Source organism: Inhella crocodyli (assembly GCF_004004565.1).
In the GTDB taxonomy this organism is placed as follows: Bacteria; Pseudomonadota; Gammaproteobacteria; order Burkholderiales; family Burkholderiaceae_C; genus Inhella; species Inhella crocodyli.
In genome coordinates this window covers 326,733-341,455 of sequence record NZ_SACM01000001.1, presented here as the reverse complement: position 1 = coordinate 341,455, position 14,723 = coordinate 326,733, and the positions used below count along the sequence as shown (strand labels likewise).

Here is a 14,723-nt window from a genome sequence, read left to right as displayed (position 1 = left end):
ATCTCACGGCGCCGCCAAGGCGCGGTCCAGGGGCGCCAAGCGCGCGGGCCAAGCAAAGCCGTCAAGCACACGGCACCGTGCGGCCTGCCCGACCGCCTCGGCCGCTGCCGGATGCGCCAGCCAAGCTTCCACGGCTTGCAGGTACTCGTCCACCGTGTCTGCCGCGGTCACCTCACCGGCTTGGCATCCGTCGATGGCCTGCACGCAATGCGAAGCGGCCACCACGGGGCGCGCCATGGCCATGGCCTCCAGCACCTTGTTCTGGATGCCCCGAGCCAGGCGCAAGGGCGCCACCACCACGGCCGCGTGCTGCAAGTAAGGCCGAACGTCGGGCACGGTGCCGGTGACCTCCACGTCGGGACCGGCCAGGGCCTTGACCGCTGGCGTGGGACTGCGGCCGACGATGTAGAAGCGCAGTTGTGGCCAGTTGGCCTTCAGGCGCGGCAGCATGTCTTGAACGAACCAAGTGACAGCGTCGACATTGGGCCAGTAGTCCATGGCCCCGGTGAACACGACCGGCGTCACGTCCGCGGGGTAAGGCGACCCCCGCTCGGGCTGGGGCGAGAAAAACTCGGCGTCCACCCCGTTGCACAAAGCGTGCACACGCGGTGCCACCTCGGGGGCCGCCTCGCGAAACAGGCGGCACTCGGCCTCGGTCACAAAGAACGAGGCCCGGGCCCAGGCCGCGACCTGGCGCTCGTAGCGCAAGAGTTGCCGGCCTTCGCGGGCGTAGAGCCACGACAAGGGCCAGCGATGCTGTTGCGCGTAGGCCGTCCACTTGGCACTGTCCAAGTCGACGAAGTCGACCCAGGTCGGCAGCCCCAGGCCTTCGGCGTACTGCGCCATCGTCGACGAAAACACCAAGATCCCATCGATCCGCTGCGCCGCCACGGTCCGTCGCACCCAGTCGCGAAGACCGGCATCGCGGTAGTACGGCAGGCCCAGCGGCTCGCCGGTGAGCAGACCGCGCAAGCTCGCCCAGCGGGCCCGCCGGGGGTTCAGGCGCACAAAGTGCGCATCGCGGCACCAGGCCTTCACGGTGTCCACGTGGGCTTCGTCTTCGGGGTCGTCGATGAAGGTGCCCAGGAACACATCGTGCCGGTCGGCCAAGTGGCGCAACAGGTGGTAAGACGGTACCTTGTCGCCCTTGTTGGGCGGGTACGGCATCCGGTGAACAAGGTAGAGCAGCTTCATCCGAGGCTTCGAACGATGGGGGGGCCCAGCCGATTGGCCACGGCCAGGGGCAAGCGCCGCCATGCCTCGATCACCAAGCGGTACTTCGGGTTGTTCGGGTTGTGTTGCGGCACTTCGGCACCGCCGAACAGACAGAACTCGTAGGCCAAAGGCTGCGGCGTGAAGCCCCAGTTCTTCTTGAAGGCGTAGGGACCCGTGCCCACCTTGCTGCGCCCGTAGTCGAACAAGCGGGCGCCACGCCGCACGGCGTGCTGCATGAGGGCCCAGTACTTGAAGTCGTTGGCCGCCAGGTCTCGCGCCGCCACAGCGTCGCCGGCGTAATACGGCAGCACCTCGTCTCGGAAGTAGAAGCTGAGCACCGACGACAGCGGCGTGCCGTCGGGACCGCGCACGGTGAGCACCTCGGCATCGGGCCCGAATTCGTCGAGCAGGGCTTGGAACCAGGCCTGTGGCATGGCCGGGGTGCCGTGCCGATGCACGTTGTCCGCGAAGAGTGAAAAGAACACGCTGGCGTCGCCGTCCACCGCAGCGGTCAAGCCGTTGGCGATGCCCTTGCGCACCATCGCGCGCTGCTTGCGCGGGATGGCCAAGAGGTTGGTCTCGTCGTCGGGTGCCAGGGCCTTGCGGAAGGTCACGTACAGGTCTTGCAAGGCCCAGTCGGGGTGACGGCGCTCCCCCAGGTGGCGCAGTTCCAAATGGCTGGCGCCCCGCGACACCGCCCAGGCCTGCCCCGCGCGCTCCAGTTGACGAGCCACCGCGTCGTCGTCCGCCAACACGCCCCCGTACACCGCGAAGGGCACCGAGCACACGGCGTGACCGAAGAGCCAGCTGTCGATCTCCCCCAGGGGCAACACCCCCACCAGACGCTCCGCCTGCCAGGCGCCCAGAAGGCGACAGGGGTGGCGCCACACCGCCTCGACGGCACGCGCCCAGCCCGAGAGGTGGAAGAACGTGCCTTGCGGGTGCGCACGAACGTACGCATCCCAAGCGCGACATTGGGCGACATCGGCCAGCGCCAGCGGCCGAAGCTGCAGGTCGGCCCCCATTCAGTGCGCCGCGGCCGGTGCCGGCAGGAAGATCTCGTCCATCCGGCCCCAGGCGAAGTCGCCCAACAGCCGGCGGATACGACCCTCGGTGCGGGACAGGTTGACGTAGTGCCGGAACCGCGACTTGGCATCCACCCCAGGGACCCGGGGCTGGTCGGGGTCGATTTCCCAGGGGTGGAAGTAAAAGACCGCCGACTGGGCATCTACCTCATTGACGCGGCGAATGAGCCAGCGGGACACGCCGTAGGGCAGCAGTCGGAAGTAGCCGCCGCCACTGGACGGCAGGTTGCGGCCGCCGATGCGATTGGTCGTGACCGGCACCTCGATCAGGCCGTCGCGAACCGGGTAGGCAAATCGGGGCGAATCCGGCATGCCGTAGTGGTCGTGGGCGATCGGGTAGACGCTGCTGGAGTAGCGGTAGCCCGCCTCTTGCAGCACGTCGAAGGCCCACAGGTTTTGGGCCCCGATGGAAAAGCTTGGCGCCCGGTAGCCCTGCACCGCCACACCACCGAGGTCCTCGAGCAAGGCCTTGGCGCGCCGAACGTCCTGCGTGAAGGCGGCCCGGTCGAGGTCGCTGGCCCGCTCGTGGCCGTAACCATGGCTAGCCAGTTCGTGGCCGGCGGCCACGATGTCCTTCACGAGTTGCGGATGGCGCTCGGCGATCCAGCCCAGGGTGAAGAAGGTCGCTTTGACACCGGCCTCGTCCAGCATGGCCAGGATGCGGCGCACGTTGGCCTCGGCGCGGCACTCGCGGCGGTCCCAGTCGGCCCGCGGGATGTAGGGCGCCAGCGCAGAGACCTGGAAGTAGTCTTCCACGTCGATGGACATGGCATTGCGCAGCGGTCGGGCCGCGGCGGCCTCAGTGCGTGGTGACGTTGTCATGGGCGCTGGTGGCGTCGGGTTGCTGCAAGGCCTTCACCAGGCGCTGCAGCATCTTCAGGTTCTGCAAATTGATGCGCTCCAGCCGCAGCAGGCTGCGCTCCAGGCGCAACAGGCGATCGGCGTGCAGGTCGCCCACCTGGCCTTCCAGTTGGCGCTGGAACTGCTGGAGCGTGGCGCCCGGCAGGTTTTGCGGGCGTGACAGGTCCAGGTCGAGGTCGATCTGCGAATCGGGCTCTGAAGCGTCGCCCGCCAATGGCATGGGCTTGGACGGCGGAGGCAACGCGTGTTCCTGCGTCAGGTCCTTGAGCACCTCGTTGACGTCGGCCAACTCCAGGCGCACCTTGCCGTTCATGAAGCCCAGCAGCAGCAAGCGGTCGGCCAGGGTATTGATGCGGCGGGGGATGCCGCCCGTGGCGCGGTGGATGACCAGGTAGGCCTCGGCATCGATCTCCGGCTTGTCGGTCGAGCCGGCGCACTTCAAGCGGTGCTCGATGTAGCGCTGGGTTTCCTCTTCGTCGAGCGGACCGATGTGGCAGGTGGCCGCCACGCGCTGGCGGAACTGCTCCATTTCTGGCCGCTGCAAAATCTGGCGGAACTCAGGCTGCCCCACGAGGAAGGTTTGCAGCAAGGACTGGTTGCCGAACTGGAAGTTCGACAGCATGCGCAACTCTTCCACCGCCTTCGCGGTCAGGTTCTGCGCTTCATCCACCACCAGCAAGCAGCGCTTGCCTTGGCTAACTTGCGAGACGAAGAAGGCCTCGAGCGACATCAGGATGTCGGACTTGTTGACCTCTTTGGCCCGCACGCCAAACGCCGCGGCCACCATGCGCAGGGTGTCCTCGGCGTCGAGTTGGGTCGTGACGATGTTGCCGATCACCACCTGCTGGCCACCCCCGAGCGACTCCAGCAAGCCCCGCAGCAGGGTCGTTTTGCCGGCGCCAATCTCTCCGGTGATGACGATGAAGCCATCGTTGCGCAACACGCCGTAGTCCAGGTAGGCCTTGGCCCGACGGTGTTGCTTGGAGCCGAAGTAAAAGCTCGGATCGGGGCTCAGTTGGAAGGGCTTGGCCGTGAGCCCGTAAAACGCTTCGTACATGCTCAGAGCCGCTGTTCCACGGTCAGAAGGACCGCGTTTTCGGTGAAAGGACGGGCCGGCGAGTCGAACTCGGTGTGGCGCAAGCCCGTGGCCACTTGGACGCTGGGGCCCAGTCGCCACTGCCACCCGACCACCAGGGTGCGCAACTCATTGCGTTGCAAGGCGGCGTTCTCGCCTTCGTTGCGCTGCCAGGAAGCCTGGAGCCGCACGGCACTCATGGGCGTCAAGCGGTACGTCAGACCGCCCTGCGCGCTATTGGATTGCACGAAGGCCGAATTGGCCAAGTCTTCGCTGCCCAAGCCGCCCGCCACCAAACGGGAGGTCCGTGTTTGGGTCAGGTTCAGGGTCCACAGGGCCCGCTGCTGCTGGTAGGTCAGTCCCAGGAGGCGTGAACGGGACACCGAGGGCTGGCTGCTCAGGAAGCCATTGGCCACGAGCGCATCGGGGGACAGGCCCAGCTCCGCGAGCCGCTGCCGCACCAGCAAATCGCGCTCGACCGGGTCGGAGACCTGCGTGCCCAACTGGGCCGCGATCAAGTCGTAATTGGTGGTGCCCGTGGCGCCGCCCACGAACCCCACTTGGTTGACCGTGCGCGAGTCGCTGAGCCGAATGGCCGCACGGCTGAAGCGGTGATCGAGGCTCAGGGTGTGGAAGTTGCCCACCACCCGGTGCTCGCCGCTCATTTGGGCACGGGTGCGCGGCGTGGGCGACCACGCGACGTTGAGGCCGTAAAGCGCCCCCGTGGCCTGCTCGGTCGACTGCAGGTTGCTGCGCTCACGCCCGCCGTGCCCGCCCACGGACCAATCCACGTCCGGCTTCCAGGTCAGGTTCACGCGGGCTTGGGTGGTCGCGGTGTCCCGCCCCTCCACCGCGTTGGACGTTTGGTGGCTGAACTGCGCGCCCCACGTCAGCAAAGCGCGCTGCGCCTGCTCCAGGGTCAGTTGCGTGTTCTGGCCGTTGGCATCGCCGGTTTGGGTGCCGCGGGCGCGGGTCACGGTACTGCTGTGCGACAGGCGGCCTCGCCATTGCTCGCCCATGCGCCACTTCAGGCTCGGCCCCACAGAGAGGGTGCCAACTTCGCTCGTTTCCCCCAGGGCCGACTCCCCGAAGGTGCGTTGCACGTCAAAGGCCGAGCGTGTGCGCTGCGCAATGCTGGCCTGGCCCTCGAGGGTCAGGGCTGAGCCGAAAAACTGCGCATTGCCGCTGGCCCGCAGGTTGTTCTGGAAGGGTTTGCCTTGCTGCTCGGTGCGAACGTAGCGCTGGCCCTGCAGGCTGTAATCGACTTGCCACTGCGCTTGGGCCCCGCGGTGTGCGTACCGCACGCCCGGCGCCACCCGGAGCATCGAACCCCCGTCTTTGCCTTCGGCACTGGGTCGGGCGCCGAGGTTGTCCGACACCATGACAGACGACTCCAAGCGCCAAGCCACCGGTGCGCTGCGGCGCGTGCCGGTCCCGCTCTCGTCGGCCGAAGCCGCGGCCTGCCCCAGACCCGCCCCATCGGTGGGGCCCAACACGGCCTGAGCCTGCCCCACGCCGCATTGCAGCGCCCCGGCCAAGGCCAGGAGACCTCGCCAGGTGAAGCGCCAGGAAGTGTCAACCCGCACGGGCCGCCGCCTCTTCGTGCTCGTAGCCATAGCCGTAGCCATAGCCGTAACCGTAGGCACCGTTGGCGTCGCCACGCACCTGGTTGAGCAGCATCATCTTGACAGGGCAGTTCTCGATGGTGGCCAGCGCCTGCTGAACCGCGTTGTGCGGCGTGGCTTCGGCGGCGACCACGATGACGATTTGCCCCATCTGCGTGGCCAGCACGCGCGATTCCGTCGTCAGCAACAGGGGCGGCGAATCGAACACGATGATCCGGTCCGGGTAGCGGCGGGCCATGTCGTCGAGCAGGTCGTGCATGGCCTCACTGGCCAGCAGTTCGGTGGCGCGGGGGTGCGGCGTGCCGCTGGGCAACAGGGTGAGCTTGTCGATGTTGGTGCGCAGCAGGACATCGGTCATCTCCGCTTGGCCTTCCAACACGTCCAGAAGGCCCGGGCCGGGCGGCAGGCCCAGCATGCGCAACAAAGAGGGGCGGGCCACGTCGGCATCGACCAGCATGACCGTGTGGTCCAACTCGGCCGCCATGCTCATGGCCAGGTTCAGCGAGGTGAAGCTCTTGCCTTCCCCGGCCAGGGCGCTGGTCACCATGATCAGGTTGGCGTGGTTCAGCGTGGCGGCGCCCTGCCCCACAGCGTTCTTGATCAAGGGGCGCTTGATCACGCGGTACTGGTCGGCCATGGCCGTGCGTGGCGAACCGGGCGTCAGAAAACCCATCACGGCCAGGCTGGCCAGGTTGAGCTCCACGGACTTCGACGCCCTTTGGGCGTCCCCCGAAGCGTCGGCAGACGTGGGCCGCTTCGCAGGTTCGGGCGCGGTCGCGGCCACAGCGGGGCGTGCGGCCTGCTGCAGTGCCGGCGCTGGCGCGTGGCTGACGGGTTCGGTGGCGGGGGGCATCACGGCGCCGGCTTGGCGCAGTTGCTCCAATCGTTCGGCGGCTTGCTCGATCAAACTGGCCATGTCAGAAACTCCTCAAGCAATCTGGCGGGCTTGCAGCACGAACAGGACCGCCATGGCCAAGCCGTACATCAAGACCAGCCCGCTGGCCGCCGCGAGCACGCGCACGCGGTCCACACGACGCTTGCGCAGCTCGGCGTCGCTCATGATGCGCGACACCACACCCAAGATTGGCAGTTCGGTCTTGTTGCGCAATTCGTTCGGGTCGAAGAACACCGGGCGCAACTGGCTCGCGGCGAAGGCCGTGAACAGGGCCACGCCCAGCGAGGCGGCCAAGCCCAGCGCCAGCAGAAGGTAGCGGTTGGGGGCCACGGGCTGCGGGGTCACGCGGGGCGGCTCGATCAGGCGGAAATCGGCCACGCCCGAGGCCACGTCCAGTTCGCCCGAAATCGCCGCCGCCTCGCGGCGGGCCACCAGGTCGTCGTAGTTCTTCTTGTGCACCGCGTAGTCGCGGTTCAGCTGGGCCGCCTCGGCCTCGATCTGCGGCGCAGTCTTCATCAACTCCAGGGACTGCGCATAGCGAGATTGGTACTCGGCCACCCGGGCGCGCAGGCCGGCCACCTGCACCTCTGCGGCGGCCAGCATGCGTCCCATCTCCTGCTGGATCATGGTCTGGTTCGGACCGCCGCCGGGCGCGTTCAAGGCCAACTTGCGCAGTTGGGCCACTTCGCGCTTTTTCTGCTCTTCCAAATCGCGAATCAAGCGGCGGGTGGCGACGACATCGGGGTGCTGCTCGGTGAAACGCTGCAGCAGACCGTCCAAGCCGCGGCGCAGGCCTTCCAAGCGCCCATCGATTTCCGGGGTCGACACGTTCGCGGCCGATTCCTGCAACAAGGACTGCGTGGTCTGGTCGGCAGCGCGGGCGCGTTCGCCTTCCATCTGGGCCTTGGCCGCGTCGCGGGCCTGCTCGGCCTCGCGCAATTGCAACTTGGCCTGGTCGAGTTGGGCCCGCATTTCGGCCAAGCGGCCTGCCGAGTCCTTGCCGCCGCCTTCCATAAGGTCGATGTTGCGCAAGCGGAACTCCTTCATGCGCGTTTCGGCCTCTTCCAACTTGGCTTCGTAGTTCTTGATCTGTTCGTTGATGAAGGTCGTGGCCGTGGCCGTGTCCTTGCGCGTCGCGCCCAAGGACGACTCGACGAAGATCGACACGAGAGACTGCACCACGCGCTTCGCGGTTTCGGGCTTTTGGTCCTTGTACGCCAGCGTGTAGAGGTTGTCGCGGCCCGTGGTGGCAATCGACAGGTTATTCATCAAACTGTCGATCAGCGCCTCCTGCTCGGCCTTGGTGTGCTTCTTCAAATCCAAGTCCGCCATGCGGATGAGTTTCTCGATGTTCGGGCGACTGATCAGGGTGCGACTCAGCATGGTGACCTGCTGGTCCACGTTCTGCGGCACCGTCAAGCCGGCCATCAAGGGCTTCAAGATCGACTGCGTGTCGACGTAGATCTTGGCGCTCGCCTCGTAGCGGTTCGGCACCACGAACGCGACCACCAGGCCCACCACGCCCACCGCCCAGCCCAGGGCCAAGCCCAGCCAGCGGTACTTCCACACCCGGCGCGCAAGCGCGAGCATTTGGTTCAGCAACAGATCCATGAAAAGCCCTTGGCCCCAAGAAACACGGCGCGCTGGAGGCCAGCGCGCCGCCGTTCAAACCCTGACGACGCTCAGAAAATGCTCTGAGGAATGATGAGGATGTCGCCCGGCCGCACCTGCACGTTGGCCGACACATCGCCGCGCTTGATCAAATCCTTCAGGCGCACCGAGTACTGCTTGTTGCCTTCGGCCGAGCGCAGGATCGTGGCCGAGTTGCCGTCGGCGAAATCGGTCAAACCGCCCACGGCGATCATCACGTCCAGCAGGGTCATGTCTTGCTTGTAAGGCAGGAACTGCGGCTTGGCCGCTTCGCCCACCACACGGATCTGTTGGCTGTATGGCCCCACGAAGCCCGTGACCACGACCGTCACCACCGGATCGCGGACGTACTTGCTCAACACCTTTTCGATGTCGCGCGCCACCTCGATGGAATTCTTGCCAGCCACCTTGAGTTCGTCCACCAGGGGGGCGGCGATCTTGCCGTCCGGACGAACGGGGGTCGCGGTGCTCAGCTCGGGGTTGCGCCAGACCACGACGTTGATCGTGTCGCCCGGCCCGATGATGTAGCTGTAGTTGTCGACTTCGGCATTGGCCGGCGCCGGCGGCAGGTCGGCCGTTGCGCACCCGGTCAACCAAGCGGTCGACACCACCGCGGCCGCGGCCAAAACACGCCGCATCGATGCAAATCCAAGCTGTTGTACGCCCATGTTCTTCCTCGTTGTGCGCCGTGCAGAACAGGGCCCCATCGGCCCCTGACGACTGGGATTCATGATGCCATACACCCCCCTTGTCGCCGTGTACGCTTGGCCCTCCACAACCCATCCATCTCGGGGGTTCCCCCAGTCTCATGGCCCCGGTTTCGGGACCTTGTTCACGGGGGTGCCGCCGAGGCGCGCTTCGGCATGACGACTTCCCTTCGCGACGCCCTCGACGCCTGGCGGCAATTGCTGGGCGCCCCTCGCGTGGACGACGGCGACCGGGCCTGGGCCCGTTACGGGGCCGACACCACCGCCGCCACGCGGCAACTCGGCGGGGCATTGCGCGCCGCCTCGGCCGATCAAGTGCCCGAGATCGTGCGCATTGCAAGCCGCTTTGGCGTGCCCGTGCACCCGATCTCCACCGGACGGAACTGGGGCTACGGCTCGGCGCTGCCAGTGAACCACGGCTGTGTGATCTTGGACCTGGGCGAATTGCGACGCATCGTGGCCTTCGACGCAGAGTTGGGCGTGGTGACGGTCGAGCCCGGGGTCACCCAGGCCGACCTGGCCCAGTTCCTGGCGCAGGCTCAGCATGACTTCCTGGTGCCGGTGTCGGGCGCTGGCGGCACGGCCAGCCTGTTGGCCAATGCATTGGAGCGCGGCTACGGCGTCACGCCGCACACCGATCATTTCGCCGCCGTCACCTGGATGGAGGTGGTGCTGGCCGACGGCACCGTTCACCGCGGCATGCTCCACGAGGCGGGCGGGCCCGAATTGGCGAGTTTGTTTCGGTGGGGCTTGGGCATGTACACCCAGGGCCTCTTCACGCAAAGCGGATTGGGGATCGTCACCCAGATGTCGATCGCCCTGGCCCGCCGGCCGGAGTCGGTGGCCGTGTGCCTCTTCAGCCTCAAGGACGAAGCCCTGCTGGAAGCGGCGGCGGTCGCCATTCGCCAGGCCATGCAACGCCTTCACCCTACGCTCGGGGCCGTCAACTTGATGAACCGCCACCGCGTGCTCTCGATGTCGGCCCCCTACCCTTGGGATCACCTGGACGCTCAGGGCTTGATCGATGCCCCCACGCTGCAAGCACTGGGGCGACAGTTTCAGGTGTTCCCCTGGACGGGATTCGCCACGCTCTACGGCACCCGGCGCATGGTCCGCGCAGCCCAGGCGGAGTTGAGGCAGTTGCTGGGCGGCATCGCCTCGCGCCTGCTCTTTGTCACGCCGCGGCGGGCCGACACCTTGGCGCGGCTGGCCCGGTGGGTGCCCGGTGCATCGGGCCGCGGGCTGCAAAGGCTGACGCAATCGCTGCGCAGTTCCTTGGAGTTGGTCGCCGGCCGCCCGAACGAGACCGCCCTGCCCTTGGCCTATTGGCGGCACCGCCACCCCGAACGCGCTGCCAGCCCCAAGAACCCCGCAGCCGACGGCTGTGGCCTGATTTGGTACGCCCCCTTGGTGCCGATGCGCGCCGACGCCGTGCGGCGGTACGCGGAGATGGTCGGCGAGGTCACCCGGGCCCACGGCCTGGAGCCGCTGATCACCTTCACCACACTGGGGGACCGCGTGTTCGACAGCACCGTGCCCTTGGTGTTCGACCGGTCCGACCCGGCAGCCTGCGCGCGTGCGCAGGCCTGCTGGCACGCCTTGCTGGCCCGCGGGCGCGAAGCCGGCTTTTTCCCGTACCGATTTCCCATCCAGGGCATGGAGCCACTCCGGCAACTGGCCCCGGAAAGCTGCGCCCTGTCGGAGCGCATTCACCGCAGTTTGGACCCCCAGGGCCTGATCGCCCCAGGACGCTACCGTTAGGCCAGGCCCGCCAAGGGATGGCCCCCAGTGGGCCAAGGGTCGGCGAAGAAGGCCTCGACGGCCGACGCCTTCAAGTCCGCCACCGTGGGCGGCTGCCAACGCGGCATCCGGTCTTTGTCCACGGCCAAAGCGCGGATGCCTTCGACCGTTTCGCTGTGACCGCCAGCCTGGTGGCTGGCAAAGCACTGGTGGGCCAGGACCCGCTCAAGGCGCAAGCAATCGGCCAAGCCCAGACGACGAGCACGGCGCACCAGGGCCAAGCTGACCGCCATCATCAGCGGGCTGTTGTGCTGGAGTTGCTGGAGCACATCCGAACCCCAGGCGTCGCCTTGGTCGGCACTCACCGCATTCAGGATCGAGCCCAGGTCCGCTTGACCGAAAAGCCGGTCGATGCGCGCCCGGTGGGCCAGGTGTTCGGCATCCGGTGCCAACTCGGCCCGCTCCATCACCGTGGCCACGACGTGTTCGGCGTGGGGCTGAGGCGCGCCCTGCAATCGGTCGAGCAAGGCATCCCACTCCTGAGCCGGAACGAACACATCAGCCAGTCCCAGTTCCACCGCGTCGCCCGCGCCCAAGGTTTGTCCGGTCAGCGCCAGCCATTCGCCCACGTGCCCCGGCAATTGGCCCAGGAACCAGCCGCCCCCCACGTCGGGGAAGAAGCCGATTTGGGTCTCGGGCATGGCCAATCGACTGCGCTCGCTGACGACCCGGAGCTTGGCGCCCTGGGCCAACCCCATGCCCCCGCCCATGACCACGCCGTCCATCAAGGCGATCGTGGGCTTGGGAAAGTGGTGGATCAAATGACTGAGCGCGTACTCCTCGGTGAAGAAGGCCGCCAGGTCGGGATCGCGTGCGAGCGCGGCCCGGTGGAAGAAGCGAATGTCACCGCCGGCGCAAAAGACCGGCGTTTGCGCGTCGCGTCCCTGCCCCATGAGCACCACGGCTTGCACCTGAGGGTGCTGCGCCCAGTGCTTCAGCACCTGGGTCAGGTCGCGCACCATGGCCACGCTCAGGGCATTCATGGCCTCGGGACGCGCCAGGGTGATCAAGCCCAAGGCCCCGTTGACGCTCGCTCGGATGTGGCCGCCGCTGAGCAGGGACGGAATGGCTTCGTTCGTCATGCGCTCATGCGCCCCCGGCACGGGGACGCTTCAGTTCGTTGAACACCAAGGCCGCCAGCACCACCGCGGCCCCTGCCAGCGTGTTGGGACCAGGGGCCTCACCGGCCATCCACACCCAGGCCACGCCAAACACCAATTCCAGCAAGGCCAACAGGGCGATCTCAGTGGCCGACAGCACCCGGGTCAAGTGCACCAGCAGCACGCAGGGGATGGCCAACTGGGTGGCCCCCAACAGCGCCAACCAGGCGATGTCGCTGCCCGATGCCTGCAAAGGCCAAGCCAATGGCAGGGTGGCCGCGGCGGACAACAGCGCGCCTAGTGCCACCGCGTGCGGCATCGAGACTTCACCAGCCCGCTCGGCGTGCGATTGCATCAGGATCCAATTGACCGACGCCGCCGCCGGCACCAGCAGGGCGACCACCGGCCCCCAACCGAGGTCCAGGGCCGAGCCACCGAACATCCAAGCCACACCGGCGCCGGCCATCAGCACCGCCAAAACGGTCACCGGCGCCATGCGCCGGCCCAGCACCAACCGGGCCAGCACCGCGGTCATCAAGGGTCCCAGGGCCATGACCACGAGCACCGTGGCCACCGTCGTGAGGGTCAAGGCCAGCATGAAGGACGTGAACATCACGCCCCAGCACACCGCCGAGGCCCAGAGCAGGCCCGAGCGTTGCGCCAGCGGTGCCCAACCCGCGCGCCCTTCCCGCAGCCCCCACCAAACCAGCAGGCTGAGGGCGGTGAAGGCGCTGCGCCAAAACGTGACCTCGAAAGAACGCGCGCTCTCCAACTGGCGGCTGACCACCCCGGCCGTGCTCCACAGCAGGGTGACCAGCACCATCAGCACGAGCGCGCGCCGGTGGGTCACGGGGCGTCCCAGTCGGTCAGACGCCGGATTCGCGCGACATGCGCTTGCGCTCGTGCTCCGACAGGTAGCGCTTGCGCAGGCGCACGCTCTTGGGGGTGATTTCGACCAGTTCGTCGTCTTCGATGAACTCGACGCCGTACTCCAAGGTCAGCTCGATCGGCGGCGTGATCTTGATCGCGTCTTCCTTGCCACTGACGCGGAAGTTCGTCAGTTGCTTCATGCGGGTGGCGTTGACGACGAGGTCGTTGTCGCGGCTGTGGATGCCCACGATCATGCCCTCGTACACCGGATCACCGGCCTTGACGAACATGCGACCGCGGTCGTCCAGCTTGCCCAGGGCGTAGGTGAAGATTTCACCGGCGTCCATCGAGATCAGCACGCCGTTCTTGCGGCCGCCGATGTCGCCCTTGTGCGGCTCGTAGCCGTCGAAGATGTTGCTGATCAAGCCCGAGCCACGGGTCAGGTTCAGGAACTCGTTGCTGAAGCCGATCAGGCCACGGGCCGGGATGCGGTACTCCAGGCGCACACGTCCACGGCCGTCCGGCTCCATGTTCACCAACTCGCCCTTGCGCTCGCCCAGGGCCTGCATGACGCCGCCCTGGTGGGTTTCTTCCACGTCGGCGGTGACCATCTCGATGGGCTCGCACTTCACGCCATCGATCTCGCGGAACACCACGCGCGGCTTGCTCACGGCCAACTCATAGCCCTCGCGGCGCATGTTCTCCAGCAAGATTGTCAGGTGCAACTCGCCGCGGCCGCTCACCTCGAAGATGCCGTCCTCGTCGGTTTCGCGCACACGCAGGGCCACGTTGCTCTGCAACTCCTTTTGCAGACGGTCCCAGATCTGACGGCTGGTGACGTACTTGCCCTCGCGACCGGCCAAGGGGCTGGTGTTGACGCAGAAGTTCATCGTCAGGGTCGGCTCGTCGATCTTGAGCATCGGCAGCGGCTGCGGGTTCGCCGGGTCGGTCACGGTCACGCCGATGCCGATGTCCTCGATGCCGTTGATCAACACGATGTCGCCAGGACCGGCCTCGGTCACCTGCACGCGATCCAAGCCTTGGAAGGTCAGCACCTGGTTGACGCGGCCCTTGAAGGTCTTGCCTTCTTGGCCTTCCATGACGACGACGTCCATCGAGGGCTTCAGCGTGCCAGCGTTGACCCGGCCCACGCCGATGCGGCCCACGAAGGTGCTGTAGTCCAAGGCCGAGATTTGCAGCTGCAGCGGCGCGGCCGGATCGCCCGCGTGGGCCGGCACGTGCTTCAAGATGGTGTTGAACAGGGCAGACATGTCCGGACCCCACTGGGCACCAGGCTCACCCTCTTCCAAGCTGGTCCAGCCGTTGATGCCCGAGGCGTACACCACGGGGAAGTCGAGCTGCTCGTCGGTGGCGCCCAGCTTGTCGAACAGGTCGAAGGCGGCGTTGATGACCGCGTCGGGCTTGGCCCCCGGCTTGTCGACCTTGTTCACCACCACGATCGGCTTGAGCCCCAGGGCCAAGGCCTTCTTGGTCACGAAGCGCGTTTGCGGCATCGGGCCTTCCTGCGCATCGATCAGCAGCACCACGCCGTCGACCATCGACAGCGCGCGCTCCACCTCACCGCCGAAGTCCGCGTGCCCCGGGGTGTCGACGATGTTGATGTGCGTGCCTTCCCAGCTGACCGCGCAGTTCTTGGCCAGGATCGTGATGCCCCGCTCGCGCTCGATGGCGTTGCTGTCCATCACCGTGTCCACGACTTTCTCGTGCTCGGCAAAGGTGCCGCTTTGGCGCAGCAGTTGGTCGACCATGGTGGTTTTGCCATGGTCAACGTGGGCAATGATGGCGATGTTGCGGATTTGCTTGCTCATGGGAACAGCTC

Annotated in this window: 12 protein-coding genes; 1 reads left to right on the top strand and 11 read right to left on the bottom strand. The window is 66.9% G+C overall.

Annotation, left to right across the window (positions count from 1 at the left end; all coding sequences use genetic code 11):
* Positions 1-3: 3 nt before the first annotated feature.
* From EOD73_RS01550 to EOD73_RS01515, 8 genes are all read right to left on the bottom strand, one after another.
* Positions 4-1,194 (bottom strand): TIGR03087 family PEP-CTERM/XrtA system glycosyltransferase, encoded by a 1,191-nt coding sequence (locus EOD73_RS01550; protein ID WP_127680220.1) that lies wholly within the window; start codon positions 1,192-1,194, stop codon positions 4-6.
* Positions 1,191-2,240: a FemAB family XrtA/PEP-CTERM system-associated protein gene (locus EOD73_RS01545; protein WP_127680218.1), complete on the bottom strand. Its 1,050-nt coding sequence runs from the start codon at positions 2,238-2,240 to the stop codon at positions 1,191-1,193. The genes EOD73_RS01550 and EOD73_RS01545 overlap by 4 nt, the downstream gene beginning before the upstream one ends.
* Positions 2,241-3,068: an XrtA system polysaccharide deacetylase gene (locus EOD73_RS01540; protein WP_240660549.1), complete on the bottom strand. Its 828-nt coding sequence runs from the start codon at positions 3,066-3,068 to the stop codon at positions 2,241-2,243.
* A 31-nt stretch (positions 3,069-3,099) separates the two neighbouring features.
* A complete protein-coding gene (locus EOD73_RS01535) occupies positions 3,100-4,218 on the bottom strand; it encodes an XrtA/PEP-CTERM system-associated ATPase (RefSeq protein ID WP_127680214.1) in 1,119 nt (372 codons plus the stop codon).
* Between the two features lie 2 nt (positions 4,219-4,220).
* The gene (locus tag EOD73_RS01530; protein ID WP_164845915.1) at positions 4,221-5,822 is read right to left on the bottom strand and encodes a TIGR03016 family PEP-CTERM system-associated outer membrane protein; all 1,602 of its coding nucleotides are present in this window, start codon (positions 5,820-5,822) and stop codon (positions 4,221-4,223) included.
* A complete protein-coding gene (locus tag EOD73_RS01525) occupies positions 5,812-6,777 on the bottom strand; it encodes an XrtA-associated tyrosine autokinase (RefSeq protein WP_127680210.1) in 966 nt (321 codons plus the stop codon). Before EOD73_RS01525 ends, EOD73_RS01530 begins: the two co-directional genes overlap by 11 nt.
* Before the next feature lie 12 nt (positions 6,778-6,789).
* Positions 6,790-8,367, bottom strand: a complete 1,578-nt coding sequence (locus EOD73_RS01520) for an XrtA system polysaccharide chain length determinant (protein WP_127680208.1) — start codon at positions 8,365-8,367, stop codon at positions 6,790-6,792.
* 71 nt (positions 8,368-8,438) lie between these two features.
* On the bottom strand, positions 8,439-9,044 hold the full coding sequence (locus EOD73_RS01515) for an XrtA/PEP-CTERM system exopolysaccharide export protein (protein WP_127680206.1): 606 nt from the start codon (positions 9,042-9,044) through the stop codon (positions 8,439-8,441).
* A 225-nt stretch (positions 9,045-9,269) separates the two neighbouring features.
* On the opposite strand from EOD73_RS01515, the gene EOD73_RS01510 reads away from it, so the two are divergent.
* Complete coding sequence (locus EOD73_RS01510) at positions 9,270-10,874, top strand: FAD-binding oxidoreductase (protein WP_127680204.1); 1,605 nt, start codon at positions 9,270-9,272, stop codon at positions 10,872-10,874.
* Here the strand turns inward: EOD73_RS01510 and EOD73_RS01505 are convergent.
* From EOD73_RS01505 to typA, 3 genes are read right to left on the bottom strand one after another with little or no spacing between them, the layout of a single operon-like run.
* Positions 10,871-11,995 (bottom strand): enoyl-CoA hydratase/isomerase family protein, encoded by a 1,125-nt coding sequence (locus EOD73_RS01505; RefSeq protein ID WP_127680202.1) that lies wholly within the window; start codon positions 11,993-11,995, stop codon positions 10,871-10,873. The two genes, EOD73_RS01510 and EOD73_RS01505, sit on opposite strands and share 4 nt — an antisense overlap.
* A 4-nt stretch (positions 11,996-11,999) precedes the next feature.
* On the bottom strand, positions 12,000-12,863 hold the full coding sequence (locus EOD73_RS01500; RefSeq protein ID WP_375137422.1) for a DMT family transporter: 864 nt from the start codon (positions 12,861-12,863) through the stop codon (positions 12,000-12,002).
* Positions 12,864-12,879: 16 nt separating this feature from the next.
* Complete coding sequence (gene typA / locus EOD73_RS01495; protein ID WP_127680200.1) at positions 12,880-14,712, bottom strand: translational GTPase TypA; 1,833 nt, start codon at positions 14,710-14,712, stop codon at positions 12,880-12,882.
* Positions 14,713-14,723 lie beyond the last annotated feature (11 nt).

Coding starts and splice junctions, on each gene's coding strand:
- EOD73_RS01550 (WP_127680220.1), bottom strand. CDS start 1,194: ATGAAGCTGCTCTACCTTGTTCACCGGATGCCGTACCCGCCCAACAAG.
- EOD73_RS01545 (WP_127680218.1), bottom strand. CDS start 2,240: ATGGGGGCCGACCTGCAGCTTCGGCCGCTGGCGCTGGCCGATGTCGCC.
- EOD73_RS01540 (WP_240660549.1), bottom strand. CDS start 3,068: ATGTCCATCGACGTGGAAGACTACTTCCAGGTCTCTGCGCTGGCGCCC.
- EOD73_RS01535 (WP_127680214.1), bottom strand. CDS start 4,218: ATGTACGAAGCGTTTTACGGGCTCACGGCCAAGCCCTTCCAACTGAGC.
- EOD73_RS01525 (WP_127680210.1), bottom strand. CDS start 6,777: ATGGCCAGTTTGATCGAGCAAGCCGCCGAACGATTGGAGCAACTGCGC.
- EOD73_RS01520 (WP_127680208.1), bottom strand. CDS start 8,367: ATGGATCTGTTGCTGAACCAAATGCTCGCGCTTGCGCGCCGGGTGTGG.
- EOD73_RS01515 (WP_127680206.1), bottom strand. CDS start 9,044: ATGCGGCGTGTTTTGGCCGCGGCCGCGGTGGTGTCGACCGCTTGGTTG.
- EOD73_RS01510 (WP_127680204.1), top strand. CDS start 9,270: ATGACGACTTCCCTTCGCGACGCCCTCGACGCCTGGCGGCAATTGCTG.
- EOD73_RS01505 (WP_127680202.1), bottom strand. CDS start 11,995: ATGACGAACGAAGCCATTCCGTCCCTGCTCAGCGGCGGCCACATCCGA.
- typA (WP_127680200.1), bottom strand. CDS start 14,712: ATGAGCAAGCAAATCCGCAACATCGCCATCATTGCCCACGTTGACCAT.